The following is a 15,682-nucleotide window of genomic DNA, read 5'->3' as shown; positions in this document are numbered from 1 at the left end:
GTTATTCGTCATGGCGTGTAGTGACGTCAGTTGATGACCGTTCTAGATTTCGAATACCGCGGAATCACAATGGCGGCCATCACATTTCGTGCGATCTGTGACCTGTGGCATAGCGACCGGCGTGGGGCGGAACCGATCGGAATGGGAAGTACGAAATGTTTGCAATGAAGCAACGCGGCTGTCGCGCCTTCGCGGGTGCCGCCCTCATCGCTGGACTGTCCGTGGCGCATGGGCTCGGAATCGGTGCGGCGGGCGCGGCGCCCGCCGAATCCGATCAGCAATTCCTCGTCGAACAGATCAACGCGGGGCTGGCCCCGGCTCCGGACGGGCGACAGCCACAGGCGATCGTGGATACCGGAAGTGGATCGGGCTGGGCGAAGAGCATCGCCTCCAATACCATCGGCGAAGGGCCCGAAATGACCACGGCTCTCGCGGCTTTCGCGTACGGTCTCGCGCAGCCGGATGCCGCGCCCGCAGGCGCGAACCGGTGGGACTGCAAGCCGAGTGCCGAACATCCGAACCCGGTGGTGCTGTTGCACGGCACCTGGCTCAATGCGTTCGACACTTTTGCCTATCTCTCGCCGCAGTTGGCGCGGGCGGGATTCTGTGTGTTCGCCTTCAATTTCGGGCGATCCGGGCTGATGGAGGGCGGTGGGATCGGGGCGGTGCTGCCCGGTCGCTACGGGGTCGGGCCGATGGCCGAATCCTCGCGCCAGCTGGCGGATTTCGTGGAGCGGGTGCGCGCCGCCACGGGCGCGGAGAAGGTCGACATGGTCGGCCATTCACAGGGTGGGACGGTGGCGAATCAGTATCTGAAATTCGACGGGGGCGCCGATAAAGTCGGCAAGCTGGTCACTTTCGGTGCCACCCACCACGGCACGTCGTTGATGGGCATCGCGTTGCTGGGGCGGGCCATCAATAACCTCGGTGTGAATATCCTCGGCTTCTACGAGCCGATCGTCGGGCTGTCGAATATCGAACAGGCGGTGGGGTCTTCGTTCTATGCGCGGCTCAACGCGAACGGCGATACCGTGTCCGGTGTCGATTACACGGTCGTCGGGTCGCGGTACGACGAGGTCACAAACCCCTACAACTGGACATTCCTGCAGGCCGGGCCGGATGCCACGGTCGACAACATCACGCTGCAGGACGGCTGCGAACAGGATCTGTCCGACCACCTGACCATGATGTATTCACCGCGTTCGGCTTCCATCGCGCTCGAGGCCTTGGATCCCGCGCACCATTCGAATTTGGACTGCAGCTTCAACCCATGGTTGATCGGAGGTGGCGGCGCCCTCTGAGTTCGACCGATGAACCCTGCCCGAACCAGCCGAGTCGGGCAAGGTGTGGACTTCCCACGCTCGGGAGGTTTGACGACCTGAGTGAAAATTGACTGTGCCACTGTCCGTACTCGGGTCCATGCGAATCGGACCGTGGTTACGGGTCAGCACACCCGGTTGCACCTGACCGCGGTGACGACACAACAGGAGACCTCGGTGATGCAGCGGTCGCGGTTCGATCCGGGCGAACTGCGGGCGATGGTGACGAGGTTGGAACGCCTCATCGTCGAAGCCAACCGAACCGTCGTCGAGCTGAAGGCCGCGATCGAATTCGCTGAGGTTGAGTCGGTTGCGGTGTCCGACGAGGTGCGTTCGGATGCGGCATCCCTGGAGGTGCCGGCGGTCGCCGCACCTGCTACGGCGCTTTCGGATGTTCCGCCTGTTGCGGTGCACTCGGATTTCGCGACTGCGGCAATGCGGTCGGAAACCGCATCAGGTCGACCGACGACAGATCAACCCACAGCAAGTCGGCATCGCCCACTCGAACGCAAGCCCGCACCAACTCCGTGGTCCCGTCGGACAGTGGACACCCCGTGGTCGCAACGCACCGTCCGTCCGCGCCCGGCGAGACCGAAAGCACCCACCGAACTCTCCACATCCCCTGCACTGGAACCGATCCCACTCGCAGCCCCAGCCCCACCGATAGTCCAGCGAACCCCGCCCCGACAACCCACCACGGTCCACACGGGCTCCGAGCCCGCCGTATCGGCACCGACTGGTTCACTGCGGGAGACCGCGAACCTGGAAGCGATTCGACCGTCGACGGATGTCCAAGCGCCGAAGGTGGTTTCGCCACCGGTGAATATCCGGCCGCCAGATCCTCTGCCGCCGTCGGTGGATGTCGGGGCACGCCCAACTCCACCTCTGCCAATCGAGGTTCGAGAACCTGAGATGGCACGACCGCTGCCTGTGGATGTTGGCGGGCCGGACGGTACGTCGCAGATGGTGAATGCTGACGAGCCTGCGGCCGAAGCGCTATTGGCCGACGTTCGGGAGCGGGAGGCAGGTCCGCGGCCGTATGATGTATCGGAACCCGAGACGGTCCACCCGCCGGTGGATGTCGGGGCGCCAGACCGGGCGCCGTTGCCGGCTGATGTCGCGCGGGCGCTACCGGCAGATGATCGCGAGTTGGAGGCAGTGCCGCTACCCACGGATGTTGCGACGCCTGCGGCCGATGCACTACTAGCGGACGTTCGCGAACCCGAGGCTCTGTCGTTACTGGTGGATGTTTCGGAACGCGAGTCGGTACCCGCGCCGGTGCAGGATATCGAGGCACCTTCGGCTGTGCCGTTCCTGGCAGGTGCTGCACTGCCTGCGGCTATGGCGTCACCGGGAGATATTCGGGAGCCGGAAGCCGTGTCGGCACCGAGTGGTCCGCTTGGTGAGACCGCAAACCCGGACGCGATTCGACCGTCTACGGATGTTCAAGTGCCGGAGGCAGTTTCGTCGGCTGGGGATGGTCGGCCGCCGGATCTTCTGCCGCTGTCAGTGGATATTACGGAACGCGTGCCGATGGAGGTCGGGACGGACCCGGCTCCACCTCTGCCGGTCGATGTTTCGGATCCCGAGGCGGTGCGCTGCTCGCCGCTGGATACTGAGGCGCCCGAGGCAGTGCTGTCGCCGATGGATCTCGGGGTGCCGGAGGGAGCGCCCTTGCCCGCGAATGCTGCCGGGCCCGCAGTGGTGCCGCTACCGGCGGACACTCGGGAGCCGGGGACTCCAGAGCTACCTGGGGACGTCCATGATCCGCCTGTGCCGGTCCGTGCTCAGGAACCAGGGTTGGGAAGACCGCAGGCGGATACCGAGGCGCTCGGGACAGTGCCGCTGTCAGCGGAGGTTGCCGAGCCTGAGGCTGCGGCGTTACCGGCGGATATCGCGGAGCCCGGGGCGGAGGCACTACCCGCGGGCGTTCGCGAACCCGAGGCTCGGTCGCTCCTGGTGGACCCCACTCGGGCGGACGAAGTGCCGCCACCAGCCGACGTATCGGTTCCCGAGCCGGGACGTGCCCCAGTGGAAATCGAGGTGCCCGGGGCGGTGCCGTTGCCGGCAGATGTTCGGGAGCCTGAGGCTCTGTCGCTCGCGGCCCACATGTCGGACCCCAAGATGGCACGCCCGCTGGTGGATTCTGGGGCGCCCGAGGGGGTGCCGCTATCAGCGGTTGTTGCCGAGCCCCTGGCAGGGGCGCTACCGGCGGATGTTCGGGTTCCGGAGGGAGTGTCGGTACCGGGGGACGTTCAGCAGCCCTACGTGGCATCGCTGCCGGTATATGTGCAACGACCGGAGTCGGTACCGCCGCCGGTCTACGTGCGAGAGCCCGAGGTGGTGTGGCCGCCCGCGGAAGACCTGGAGCCGCAGACGGTACCGCTTCCGGTCTATGTTCAGGAATCCGAGACGGTTCGACTTCCGACCTATCCTGACATCGAGATGCCGCGCTCCCGTGGAGATTCCGTCGATTCTGCGACACCAACGACCGCTGTCGAGTTGGCGGCGCAGCACGGTCTGGACATCGTTGGGTTCGATGGGCCGAATGTCGACACCTACGTTGTCGGGGAGGTGACGGCAGCAGTGGACGACATGCTGACCAGATATCCGATTGCCTTGCGCGGCATACGGATTACCGACCCGGACGATAGTGCGCCCGCTGCGCATGGGCCGTCTCCGGCCTTGCCGCAATCGGATGCGTCGGCGATTTGGATGGTGCTCGATGGGGGTGCCTTGGCGACCTTGGTCCCGGCGGCCGGGAGTGCGCAGCCGCGTAGGTGGTTGCGGCGGCGGCGCAACGCCGAGAGGCCGGTGTACGCAGCGGTCGTGCGTGAGTTCGGTTGTGCGCTCGATGTTGCGGGGGACTTCCGGGCCCGGCACGAGGCGCAGCGCCGACTCATCACCGAATCACTACGTGGCAGTGCGGATCTCACCTACAATCCGCTGGATCCGAGCCTCGCCCTGCTCGATGCGTTCACCGATGTCGCGCTGCACGGGGATCGGGCGGGGAAGTTGGCGAAGGAGTTGCACGACATGCTGGTGAAGATGGCGAGAGCCGAGTCGACCGACCTGTCGGCGTGATCAGGGCCAGGCGTGAATCTCGACTTGGGCTGGTTCACAAGATGGGTGACGGTGGGCTTGTGTGTTGAGGGAGTCTTGGTCGCAGACCCTCGGTAGCCACCGGATTGGTTCGTTACCGTCACTGCGTTCGATTGCCCGCGTTCGGGAGGATCAGCTGTGACGGAGATCGAAACACAACGATCTGACGAGCGGGCGGGCGGTGAATTCGGCGCCTGGCTCGCCTTCACCGGCTGCCTCATCGCGGTATTCATGCAGATGATCGACGTGACCATCGTCAACACCGCACTGCCGAATCTCACCGCAGACCTGCGGGCCGCGCAATCAGCGCAGGTGCTGGTTGTTTCCGGCTATTCGCTGGCCTTCGCGTGCACCCTGCTGACCGCGGCGCGCATCGGCGCAATCTTCGGCCGCCGCACCGTATTCCTGGTGTCGGTCACGGCATTCACCGCCGCCTCGGTGTGGTGCGGAATATCCTCCAGCGCAACCGAATTGGTAATCGCAAGGATTGGACAGGGGGTGGCGGGTGCTGGGATGGCGGCACAGACCATTGCCATCCTCATCGCAAGCTTCCCGCCGAATCGACATCAACAGGTCTTCGCGCTCTACGGTGCGACCGCCGGATTCGCCGGCATGCTCGGACCGATCCTCGGCGGTGTGCTGGTCACCGCCGATATCGGCGGACTCGGTTGGCCTTCGATATTCCTGATGAATCTGCCCATCGGTGTGCTCGCCTTCGTTCTCGGCTTCAAATATCTGCACCTCGGCAGGCCGCTGGAACACGATCGCGTCGACCTGGGCGGCGTGGCATTGTCCACCGTGAGCCTGTTCGCCTTACTCGCCGCTCTCGCGGACATCCAGCAAAATGGTTGGCGGCCATGGCCGTTCGGCGTTATCGCCGCGGCCTTCGCGCTGGGCGCGGTGTTCTTCGCCTACGAGCGCCGGCTGGTCCGGCGCGGCGGCAGTCCACTGGTGCGTCTGGATCTGTTCGCCGATCGCGGCTTCGCGATCGGTGCGGCGCTGGTGGCGAGTTTCTTCGGCCTGTTCACCGCATTCGTCTTCACCGTATCGATCACCCTGCAGGAAGAATTGCATTGGTCCGCACTGCGTACCGGTGTGGCGATGACACCATTCGCACTCGGCGCGGGCACCGGCGCCTTTGCCTCGATGTGGCTGGTAAAGCGTTGGGGGGTAAGAGCTCTCGCATTCGGCATTGCGATGTATGGCTGCTGCGTGGCGATCGGCGCGGCATATCTGCGGCTCACCGCGGGCGAGGTGAATCTCGCGTTGGCGCTCGGCCCGGTCTTCATCGCCGGATTCGGGGTCGGCCTGTTCGGTGTGCAAGTGCAACCGCTGATGCTGGCGGGCTTGGAGCAGCGCCAAATGGCCGAAGCATCCGGGCAACTGCCCACCATTGAGCAGATCGGTAATGCGGTCGGGCTCGCACTGCTCAGCGTCGTGTTCTTCCGCACCCACACACTGGACGGCAGCATTGTCATGCTGACGGCCATCGCGGTCATCGCCATCGCCATGGCGGTGCCGACTCTGGCGTTGCCCGCACCGTCGCAGGAACCGACATAAGGTCAGGCAGTGCCGGTGGTGCCCAGTGGAGACGGTTCGCCGGGCTCGGATCCGATGAGCAGCCGCTTGAGAATCTTTCCGGTTTCGCCGCGGGGGAGTGCATTGAGGAAGGTGACATCGCGCGGTACGGAGAAACGGCTGAGCCGATTGCGAATGTAGGACCGGATCATATCCGAATCCAGCCCCGCGCCTTCGCGTTTCACCACGAAGGCAGCCAGACGCTGCCCGAACTCGGTATCCGGCACGCCGACCACAGCGACCTCACTGACCTGCGGCAGATGCGCCAGAGCCTCCTCGACCGGACGCGGGAACACATTCTCACCGCCCGAGATGATCATCTCGTCATCGCGGCCGGCAATGAACAATCGACCCGCGACATCGAGATAGCCGAGGTCACCGGTGTCGAGCATGCCGTCGGACTCGGCGGGTGGCGCGGAATTGACATAGCCGTCGAAGAGCATGTGGTTGCCGACGAAAATATGCCCGGTGACGCCGATCGGAACCGGACGCTGATCCGGACCGAGCACCGCGACTCTGGTGCCGAGCGGCGGTCGGCCCGCGGTGGTCGGTGCGGTGCGCAGATCGTCGGGAGTCGCGATGGTGGCCCAGGACACCTCGGTGGAACCGTAGACGTTGTAGAGGATCTCGCCGTAGGTGTCCATGAATCGAAGCACGGTCGCCCCGGCCAGCGGTGCGCCGCAGCTGATCACGGTGCGCAGACTGGATGTGTCGTAGCGAGCACGCACGGCGGTGGGCAGATCGAGGATGCGATTCACCATCGTCGGCACCACGATCATGCTCTCGACCTGGTGTTCGGCGACCAGGCGCAGACAGTCCTGCGCGTCGAACCGCTCCGGCAACACCACTGTTGCACGCAGTGCCGTACTGAGCTGGAGTCCGGCCAGGCCCCACGTGTGGAACAGTGGGGCAGGGATGAGCATCGCGGCGTCCATTGTCAACGGAATCCGCGACAGCAGGGCGGCGATGGTGCCGAAACCCTTCGGATGGGGGCGACGCGCACCCTTCGGTGTGCCGCTGGTTCCCGAGGTCAGCACGATCAGCCTGCCGGGCTGCGCCGGGATGCGAAATTCGGACTGCCCCATGGCGATCAGGTCGTCGATGGTGGAGCGCCCCGGCACCGGCGGGCGACCGTCGGTATTGAACCGCGGCAGATCGGTATGCAGATAGCGGACCAGTTGTTCCAGATCACCGTCGACGAACAGCGCCGAAAGCCGGTGGCGCTGCACGATTTCCTCGATGCGCCGCCCGGACAGCCCCGCGTTCAACAGCGCGGCGTCGACCCCGAGTTTCCCGGCGGCGACCATGGTTTCGACCATGCCCGCATGGTTGCGCGACAACAACCCCACCGCGTCACCGGACGCGAGCCCCAGGGTGGCCATGGCCCCGGCCAGCGCATTCGTGCGCTCATGCATCTGCGCGAAGGTGCGGGTACCGGAGTCGTCGATGACAGCGATCCGATCCGGCGAATGCGCGGCTCCCGCCGCGTATCCGCCCGCCAGATTGAAACCCCATTTCGCCAGGGAGCGAACCTGTTTGATGCTGGTCGCGGGGTTGGTGGGCCGCGCGACCCCGGTATTCATGATCTGCTTGGCCACACCCACCTGCCGCCGCAGCGGTGAATTCTCGGCATTGACCGCGACCGAGGTGTGCGCGCCGCGAATGACCTCGACCGCGTGCCGCAATCCGCTGTCGACCCACGCCACCACTGCGGCGTTGGACTGGTCCGGCAGCAGCGGATGCATCCGGCCCGGTGCGAACAGCGTGATGACGATCTTGGTGCGCTCCTCGTCACCGCGCAGGCGTACCGAGGCGAAACTGCCGGTGCCCAGGCACTCCAATTCGAAGCTCTCATACCAGCGACACACCCGGAACCGCACCTGGTGATTGCGGATTCCGGATTCCGGGGTACCGACCCGCACCTCCAGAATGCCGTTGTCGGTACGGGATTCCACGCGTTCGCAGCCGCCGATGCCGGCGAATAACCGTGGATAGGTCTGAGGTTCGAGCAGCAGATCCCAGAGCGCTCGCCGGGCGATCGCGAATTCCGCGCCCACATCGATGATGTCGGTAACCAACTCATGCACTTCTCGTCGGCCGGTTCGAACAGCTCGGGTCGGCGGGAAACCCCTATAAACGCAAGTATGCGAGGCCGCACCCGTGTTGCCCACCATTCACTGCGATGTTGGGTCCGTGCCCAACCGGCGGCCGGGACCCATGTGAATGACCCCAACAATCGGCGGAATCCACCCCGCCGGGCCTCGCGCACCCGCCCTGGGATCGATCACAATGCATATGCGGCCCAATAATGTTGTGCTCCAATCGGATTGCCCGAATGTTCAGGCAAACCTAAGCTGGGAACACATGGTGATCACCGGGCACCGTCGCCTACACCGTGTCTCGAATACTCGCAGGTGCGACACCGAGGCCGCAGTCGGTGCCGCAGGCGTAGCAGTGTTCGAGGGCAGGCCGCGCTCATCCGGTTCGGGTAATCCGATCCCTCCCCGGATCTGCGTGGGCGCGTCCTGCCGAGGATTACGTTGCGAAAGCGAGGACCGCGCTGGCCAGAGTCAGGCAGTACCAGTAGGTATAGAGCAGGTAGGTGGTGTGGTCGGCACGGCGGTCGCGCCGCCGGAGCACGCGGTAGGCGATGACGAAGGACAGCAGCGCCGCGGCCACTGCGAGCAGTGCCGCGGGGGCCGGTGCGTCCCGATAGACGAGGAAGTGCATGGCAACCGGATAGATCATGAATGCCGCCGCCAAGAACCGGCGGCAGGCCGACTCACCGAAAACCACTACGGCGGTGCGTCTTCCGACCGCCACATCACCGTCGATATCGCGCAGATCTTGCAGGGATACCAACACACCCAGGGGTATGGCGATCGCCGCGATCCAGGTCCAGGCCGCCGGGGTCAGCGGAGTCACGATTTGCCAGGCGGCCGCGAGTTGGGCGATCGTGCCCGCGACCATGGCGGCATTCTTACCCCACAGTGCGCGGGCACCGCCGAAGTGATTGTGCAAGACCCACGCCACGATCCAGAGCACCGTCCATTCCAGGACCTGCAGCACCGCACCCAGTGCGAGGAAGGCGGCAGTGACCCAGACCAGCCGCCACTTGGCGCCGTCCGGGGTGAGGAGTCCGACGACGAGCGGCCGGTGCGGCTTGTTGTGGCGATCCTCCTCGATGCCGGTCAGCTGGTTGGACAGGTTGAACGTGTAGATGTAAAGCCAGAAATAGACCAGACATTCGGCCAACACCAGCGGTAGTGCAGCGACACCTGCATGGGTGCTCGCCCATGCGGCGACCGCGAAGGTCGTCGCGGGTACAACGGTTGCCGTCAGGTCGCCTGCGCTGAACGACCAGCAGATGTGGAACTCACGCAGTAGGCCGCTGGTGAGCACGCCGACCCTGCGGCGCGCGGCCGATTCGGGGGGTGCGGCCATATCTATCTACCCGGCTCCGATGCGGATGCATTGACGGCCACCGGATCTCGACGCCACACCCGCATACCGAGTTTCGTCGGTGCGGGCAGGTGCGCGAGCGATACGGGCACGGGCCGAGTCGACAGCGGATCGACGCGCCAGCGTGCCGCGATCGTCGCCAATGCCAAACTGGCCTCGACCAGTCCGAACTGGTCGCCGATGCAGCGTCGCGCACCAGCGCCGAAGGATATGAACAGTGTTCGGTCCGGCTCCGCGCCGATCCACCGATCGGGCACGAATTCGCCTGCTCGCTCATAGTTTTCATCGCGCCGATGAATGACGTGCGGACTGACCGCGACGGTCGTACCCGCCGGAAGCGGGACGCCGTCGAGGGTGGTGTCCGCAGAAACCACCCTCGTGAGCAACCATCCGGCCGGATACAACCGTAGCGTTTCGGTCACCACCCGATTGACGACCGGCAGATTCGCCAGGTCCTGGTAGCGAGCGGTTCGATCGCTGAGCACGGTATCGACCTCGTGCTGAACCTGCCTTCGTAGCTCCGGATTTCGTCCGAGCAGATACAGCGCCCAGGTCAATGTGCTCGCGGTGGTTTCCGCACCGGCGAACAGAAAGGTGAAGACCTGGTCGATCAGTTCCTCGTCGCTCATCGCGACCTGCGCGCCGGTGGAGTCCGGATCGCGGGCACGCATGAGGGAGGACAGCAGATCACCGTGGTCGCGATTATCGGCCCGCCGCTGGTCGATGAGTTCGGCGGCCACCGCCCGCAGCCGGTTTCGCGCCTGGTAATAGCGCCGGTTGGCCGGTGTGGGCAGTCGATTGACGGCCGGTGGCAGCACCATCCGCCGGAATATGCTCCCGGCAATGGTCGCGAAATCGTCGGCGACCTGCTGCACCGAGGTCTCTGGAAACGACGAGGAGAACATTGTCCGAACCGCCACCCGGACAGTGAGTTTCGACATTTCCGCGCCGAGCTGGATTTGCTGTCCGTCCTGCCAGGAACCGATCACCTCTCCGATCGAGTCGACCATGGCCTCGGAGTATCCGGGCATACGTCCCGGTTGGAAGGCGGGTTGGCTCAGGCGGCGCTGTCGGCGGTGCCTGCTGTGCGGGCAGGTTCCGATGCCATCGCCCGCGACTTCGCGGGAGCGATCGTAGAGTGGTCCGCCGCGATCGAAGGTGCGGTCGTCGAGGAGTACCACCCGGGCCAACTCGGGATCGCAAACCACCACTACCGGCAGCGGGCCCAATTGGACTCGGCTGAGGCGGCCGTGCGTGGGAAGTGAGGATAGAAATCCGATCGGGTCGGTGAGAAAACGGATGCCGTGGCCGAGAATCGGGACCGTGTTCGGAGCTAGCGGGATCGACTCGATCGGGTTCTTCATGCGGGCCTGCTCGTCATCATCGCGGCGAGTAGTCGAAGATCCTCGGTGGCACCGTCGGCGGATATGCCGGCGAGGCAGTCCAACGCGGCATCGAGCTCCCGGCGGGCTTCCCGTTCCGCCCACTCGCGCGCTCCGGTGAGTTCGATCAGGCAGGCGATCCGGTGCAGCGTTTCGGTATCTCGGCCGACATCTCGATACAACTCGCGCAGCGCATCCGCGGTGGGTCCGGTCGAATCCAGTGCGCGCGCGATCGGCGGGGATTTCTTCCGGTTGGCGAGGTCGGGGTACACCGGCTTACCGGTAACGCTCGGATTGCCCCAGATGCCGAGCATGTCATCGATCAATTGGAATGCGATGCCGAGATGGTGTCCGAATTCGGCCAGCGCTCTGGCTTGTTCCTGGTCGGCGCCACCGGCGATCGCGCCCATCTCGCAGGCGCAGGACAACAGCGCCGCGGTCTTCGACTCGATCATGGCGAGGGATTCGTCGACGGTCTCGCGTTGTTCGGCCTCGATATCCGCGGATTTTTCGTTGCATAGCGCGTCGAGGGCTTTCGACAGCAGCGTGATGCCGGGGCGGCCGACCATCTCGTTGATCGCCATGGCCAGTAGCGCATCTCCGGCCAGCTGGGCGCCGCGTTCGCCATAGACCGACCAGGCCGATCGGCGGTTGCGTCGCTGCTCGTCGCCGTCGGTCAGGTCGTCGTGGAGTAATGAGAAATCGTGCACGAGCTCGACCGCGACGGCCTCGGTGACGCCCTGCGGTGGCTCCGCGGACGCTACGGCTTTGGCGGAAGCGAGTACCAGCGCCGGACGTATCGATTTGCCGACCTGTTTGCTGGGCCTTCCCGTGGCGTCCAGCCAGCCGGCGTGGTAGCCGACGATCATCCGGATCGGTGGGGCAATGCGGTCCAGGGAGGAGCGGTATGCGGGCTCGACCAGACGCCTGGCCTCGTCGAGCACCGTGGCCGCGGTTCGCGACCCGGATTCGTACCTGGTGATGCCCACTACCCGTCCTTCGATGCCCGCCTCGCTCGTACTCAGTCGCACGTAGCATTGAGATGATATCAACATTTGGATGGTATGCGCATCTGTAAACGAACAGAACGGTTGGTGGAGAACCGATGAGTCGTCAGAGCAGAGCCGCATTGCAGCAACGCAATCGCGACCGGGTCCTAGCGGCGGCCAAGGCGGAATTCGCCGAACGCGGTTTTCGGGGCGCGACGGTGGATGACATCGCCGAGCGCGCGGATCTCACGCGCGGCGCGGTGTACTCCAACTTCGCTGGTAAGCGGGCGTTGTACCTGGCGGTGCTGGCCGCGGAGGCCGAGGCGGCGCCGGAACTGCTGGATGGTCGCCCGGCGCGCACCCCGGTAGCGGCCGTCGGCCGATTCGCCCGGACCTGGGTCGACCGGCTCCCCGGTTCGGCAAATCCGGTGTCCGGGGTCTCGCAGCTGCACTCACCGATGCTGGCGCACGACCTCATTCCCGAACTCGTCGTCGACGAATGTCTGCGCGGCTCGTTCGTGCAGCTGATCAAACTGGACGCCATCCTCCTCGGCCTGGCGCTGGCGGGCCTGGACGGCGGTGGTGAGTCCGTGCTGCCCGGCCGTTGGCTCGGCATCGCCGAATCGGTGATCACCCTGCTCTACGGCGCGACCCAATTATCTTTCGTCGCACCGGAATTCGTGGACCGAGCAAAAGTAATCGCCGCATGCGAGCAGATGGTGCACCATCGGATCGACGACACCACCCGGGCTATGGCGGACACCGTCGCGGTGACCGGCGTCGACGAACCGTGGACGCCACCACCGTGCCGCGACCTGGTCCACACGGTGGCTGCGGATCTCTCGGGCGCGAACGTGGTTGCCGTACTCGGGATGAACAAGCTCGGCGCCGTCGCGGATATCCTGCGTGACCAGCCCAGCGGAGGTCGCACCACGATCGCGATGGCCACCGCCGACGGGACGGAGGTGGCACAGCTGGCTCGACTGGCGGTCAGCGACATCAGCCGGTCGCTGCGCGCCGCATTTCCGTGCCCCGCGGTTCCCGGTATGCAGGTGGTTCTCGACGAATCCGGCAAACTCGCACGGGCGTGCGGGGTCGATACCGTCGATGACGACACCGAGAGCGCGGTCTTCGTCGACGGCGAACGGGTGGTGGCGCGGGCGACGGGCGCGGGTGCCTGTCAGGCGCTGGCGAAAACGCTCGGCACCCTGGAAGACCTACGCTCGGTCCGGAGCCGATGAACTCGCGTATTCGGTTGCGGCGGCCTTGCCCGCGCCCCGCCCCTCGGCCCGCGTCGTGATGCGGCCGTTCTCGACGAGGACCGCGAACTCGGAATTGTCGTCGACCCGGTCGAATCCGCATGCGGCCGCTAGTGTTCCGGCATCATCGACGACCACCTGTAGCCGAGGTAGCGCCGCGGTCGGAAACGCATGGCGCAATGACCGGCAGATATCCGCGATCGCCAGCCGCGCCAACGGTGCGAGTTCCGCGGGACGATCGCTCACCAGCGCCAGCGTGATATCGGTGTGCTCGGGCCAGATCGACAGCGCCGCTTCGATGGTGGCTATCCGGTGCATGCCGACGACGGCGATCAGGCCGTCGCCGTCGAGCCGGGCCGAGTCGGCGCGTACGCGATCGATGCAACTCGGCGGTTCCCAAGGCTCGTCGACCCGAGTGACGCGGGCGTCGGTCGGGGACGGCGGGCTCGGCGTTTTCACGCCGCCGAGTAATGCGACCTGTTCGCACAGCGCGATGGCCCGTGCCGGATCGGTGAATTCGGGCGCGACGTAGGACAGCTGGGTCGTCCCGTACAGGATCGTCAGCACGGATTCGGCGCTGGCGATGAAACTTTCCAGCGGCGCGGACGTCGGCTGGCTGATAGCCCGCAGCGATACGGCGAGCAGCAGCGCGTCGAGCGCGAGCAGCTGTGCGAACGGTCGCCGGATCTGTTCGCTCATCAGGACTTCGGGTACGAAATCGACGCTGAGCGCGGGGGAGGTGAACTGCTCGTCCTCGCCGTATTCATACTGGCTCGACTGCGGCAGCTGTTCGAGCCAGGTGCTGGCGAACGCGCCGAGCGCAGCGGCCGGTGTGCTGGCCTTCGCGCCGCCTGGGGGCGCGGGAGCCTGTTCGGCTTCGTGTGCGAGCACCGCGAGATATAGCGCCCGCTTGCCCGGAAAATTGGAGTAGACCGCACCCCGCGTCATATCCGCGCGCTCGGCGATGCCGTCGACCGTCGCGCCGCGGAATCCGCGCTGCGCGAACTCGGACTTGGCCGCGGCCAACACCTTTCTGCGGGTGGCGTCCTGCTGCTGTGCCCTCGTCAGACGAACCATCGGTCCCTTCGCTGTTCCCTTGCTTCCTGCGGCACCGCGCAGCGTACCGGTTCGATACTCGCGCGCGGCGCTACGAATGGCCGAGATGTAGCTGGTGGCGCGGCGATCGTGCCCTGTTCGGCGTTGTCATGCACATTCGGATGCGTCTATCATCCAAATGGTAACAACATCTCGACTGCCGATGTCCTCGCGCGTCAGTTGCCGCCGTCTGACCGCGGAGGGGATGGTCAGACGGCACCGGGCACAGGGTGCCCGCCGAGTCGATTCCGGTCCGCGCCGCATTTGTGGTGGATACCAGGTGCTTCGGCGGCGGCTGACGAGATCACCCAAATTCTGGCCGAGCGGTTCCGCGCAGCGTGATCCCGGCTTACCTTCGGGCCGAACAGTGCTGCTTGCTGATCGGAGGTGCGAGGTGTGCGGTGGCCCGCGTTTGGCCGCGCTGTGTACGGCCGCCGTCCTCGCATGTTCGGGCGGCACCGCGCTCGCGGATTCCGCATCGGATTCGGACGCGCCGATTTCGGTGCGTGCCTTGGCGGCCGCGCGGCAGGCGCCCAATGGGTCACGAATGCTCGCCGCGGCGCAAGGTCCGGGGCGAGTACTCGATCTGACCGTGTATTCCGAGGCGATGGGGCGGACCATTCCCATCGAAGTCCTTCCTGCGCTGGACAATTCGAAACCCGCACCGGTCATGTACCTGCTCAATGGTGTCGACGGCGGCACCGATACCGGGGTCTGGAGCGAGGGCAGCAATTGGCTCACCAAGACCGACGTCGAGCGATTCTTCGCCGATAAGCAGGTCACCGTGGTGATGCCGGTCGGCGGCGGTGGCACCTTCTTCGCCGATTGGCAGGTGGACGATCCGGTGATCGGAAGACAGCGCTGGACTACCTTTCTCACCGGAGAACTACCGTCGATCGTCGACTCGGCATTTCGCGGTACCGGTGCGAATGCCATTGCGGGGCTTTCGATGGCGAGTTCGGCGGTATTCCGACTCGCCATCGCCGCACCCGGCCTCTACCGGGCCATCGGTTCCTACAGTGGTTGCGTGCGCACCAGTGACCTGGCGGGACAGGCGATGGTGAATGCCATTGTGACCGCTCGTCGCGGCAATCCGCTCAATATGTGGGGACCGCCCACCGATCCTGCATGGGCCGCCAACGATCCCTATCTACATGCAGACGAACTGCGTGGTACGACCGTCTACGTATCCACCGGCACCGGGCAACCGGGACCGCTCGACACCCTGGACGGACCAGGTATCAATGCGAATCCGGTGAAACTCCTGGACCAACTGCTCATTGGTGGCGCGCTGGATGCCATTACCGCGGTCTGCACCGAGCAACTGCGCGAACGACTCCGGGAGTTGGATATTCCGGCCACCGTCGACTTCCGGCCCGCCGGCACGCATTCCTGGGGGTATTGGCAGGAGGACCTGCACAATTCGTGGCCGGTACTCAGTGCGGCGCTGAGGCATTGAATAGCGCGGCGGTGGGGGATGTGTGCGGACCACTGTC

Annotated in this window: 10 protein-coding genes; 5 read left to right on the top strand and 5 right to left on the bottom strand. The window is 65.4% G+C overall.

Going from position 1 to position 15,682, the window contains the following annotated elements; genetic code table 11:
* Nucleotides 1-164 precede the first annotated feature (164 nt).
* The 3 genes from ACFYOW_RS02135 (at nucleotide 165) to ACFYOW_RS02125 (ending at nucleotide 5,981) form a co-directional block, all read left to right on the top strand.
* Nucleotides 165-1,301 carry an esterase/lipase family protein gene (locus ACFYOW_RS02135; protein WP_387285977.1) on the top strand — a complete coding sequence of 379 codons (1,137 nt, stop codon included), beginning with the start codon at nucleotides 165-167 and terminating at the stop codon, nucleotides 1,299-1,301.
* 1,818 nt (nucleotides 1,302-3,119) lie between these two features.
* Nucleotides 3,120-4,403 (top strand): hypothetical protein, encoded by a 1,284-nt coding sequence (locus ACFYOW_RS02130; RefSeq protein WP_387283666.1) that lies wholly within the window; start codon nucleotides 3,120-3,122, stop codon nucleotides 4,401-4,403.
* Nucleotides 4,404-4,559: 156 nt separating this feature from the next.
* The gene (locus ACFYOW_RS02125; RefSeq protein ID WP_387283664.1) at nucleotides 4,560-5,981 is read left to right on the top strand and encodes an MFS transporter; all 1,422 of its coding nucleotides are present in this window, start codon (nucleotides 4,560-4,562) and stop codon (nucleotides 5,979-5,981) included.
* A gap of 2 nt (nucleotides 5,982-5,983) precedes the next feature.
* On the opposite strand, the gene ACFYOW_RS02120 is transcribed toward ACFYOW_RS02125, so the two are convergent.
* The 4 genes from ACFYOW_RS02120 to ACFYOW_RS02105 form a co-directional block, all read right to left on the bottom strand.
* Nucleotides 5,984-8,077, bottom strand: coding sequence for an AMP-binding protein (locus tag ACFYOW_RS02120; RefSeq protein ID WP_387285975.1), 2,094 nt, complete (start codon nucleotides 8,075-8,077; stop codon nucleotides 5,984-5,986).
* A 457-nt stretch (nucleotides 8,078-8,534) separates the two neighbouring features.
* The gene (locus ACFYOW_RS02115; protein ID WP_387283662.1) at nucleotides 8,535-9,443 is read right to left on the bottom strand and encodes a UbiA family prenyltransferase; all 909 of its coding nucleotides are present in this window, start codon (nucleotides 9,441-9,443) and stop codon (nucleotides 8,535-8,537) included.
* Nucleotides 9,444-9,445: 2 nt separating this feature from the next.
* Complete coding sequence (locus tag ACFYOW_RS02110; RefSeq protein WP_387283661.1) at nucleotides 9,446-10,825, bottom strand: cytochrome P450; 1,380 nt, start codon at nucleotides 10,823-10,825, stop codon at nucleotides 9,446-9,448.
* Entirely contained in the window at nucleotides 10,822-11,832 is a 1,011-nt protein-coding gene (locus ACFYOW_RS02105; RefSeq protein WP_387283660.1) for a polyprenyl synthetase family protein, read from the bottom strand. Before ACFYOW_RS02105 ends, ACFYOW_RS02110 begins: the two co-directional genes overlap by 4 nt.
* A gap of 116 nt (nucleotides 11,833-11,948) precedes the next feature.
* On the opposite strand from ACFYOW_RS02105, the gene ACFYOW_RS02100 reads away from it, so the two are divergent.
* Nucleotides 11,949-13,073, top strand: a complete 1,125-nt coding sequence (locus ACFYOW_RS02100) for a TetR/AcrR family transcriptional regulator (protein WP_387283658.1) — start codon at nucleotides 11,949-11,951, stop codon at nucleotides 13,071-13,073.
* Here ACFYOW_RS02100 and ACFYOW_RS02095 read toward each other — a convergent pair.
* On the bottom strand, nucleotides 13,050-14,168 hold the full coding sequence (locus ACFYOW_RS02095) for a TetR/AcrR family transcriptional regulator (protein ID WP_387283657.1): 1,119 nt from the start codon (nucleotides 14,166-14,168) through the stop codon (nucleotides 13,050-13,052). The two genes, ACFYOW_RS02100 and ACFYOW_RS02095, sit on opposite strands and share 24 nt — an antisense overlap.
* Nucleotides 14,169-14,580: 412 nt before the next feature.
* Here ACFYOW_RS02095 and ACFYOW_RS02090 point away from each other — a divergent pair, with 412 nt between their 5' ends.
* Nucleotides 14,581-15,645, top strand: coding sequence for an alpha/beta hydrolase (locus ACFYOW_RS02090; RefSeq protein WP_387283656.1), 1,065 nt, complete (start codon nucleotides 14,581-14,583; stop codon nucleotides 15,643-15,645).
* Nucleotides 15,646-15,682: the final 37 nt, after the last annotated feature.

The sequence above is a fragment of the Nocardia sp. NPDC006982 genome, from assembly GCF_042869435.1.
Lineage (GTDB): Bacteria > Actinomycetota > Actinomycetes > Mycobacteriales > Mycobacteriaceae > Nocardia.
Note: the sequence above shows the minus strand (reverse complement) of the source record. Positions and strands in the feature narration are given on the sequence as shown.

Excerpts from the sequence above, each read along its gene's own strand:
- ACFYOW_RS02135 (WP_387285977.1), top strand. The coding sequence starts at position 165 with ATGAAGCAACGCGGCTGTCGCGCCTTCGCGGGTGCCGCCCTCATCGCT.
- ACFYOW_RS02115 (WP_387283662.1), bottom strand. The coding sequence starts at position 9,443 with ATGGCCGCACCCCCCGAATCGGCCGCGCGCCGCAGGGTCGGCGTGCTC.
- ACFYOW_RS02110 (WP_387283661.1), bottom strand. The coding sequence starts at position 10,825 with ATGAAGAACCCGATCGAGTCGATCCCGCTAGCTCCGAACACGGTCCCG.
- ACFYOW_RS02100 (WP_387283658.1), top strand. The coding sequence starts at position 11,949 with ATGAGTCGTCAGAGCAGAGCCGCATTGCAGCAACGCAATCGCGACCGG.
- ACFYOW_RS02095 (WP_387283657.1), bottom strand. The coding sequence starts at position 14,168 with ATGGTTCGTCTGACGAGGGCACAGCAGCAGGACGCCACCCGCAGAAAG.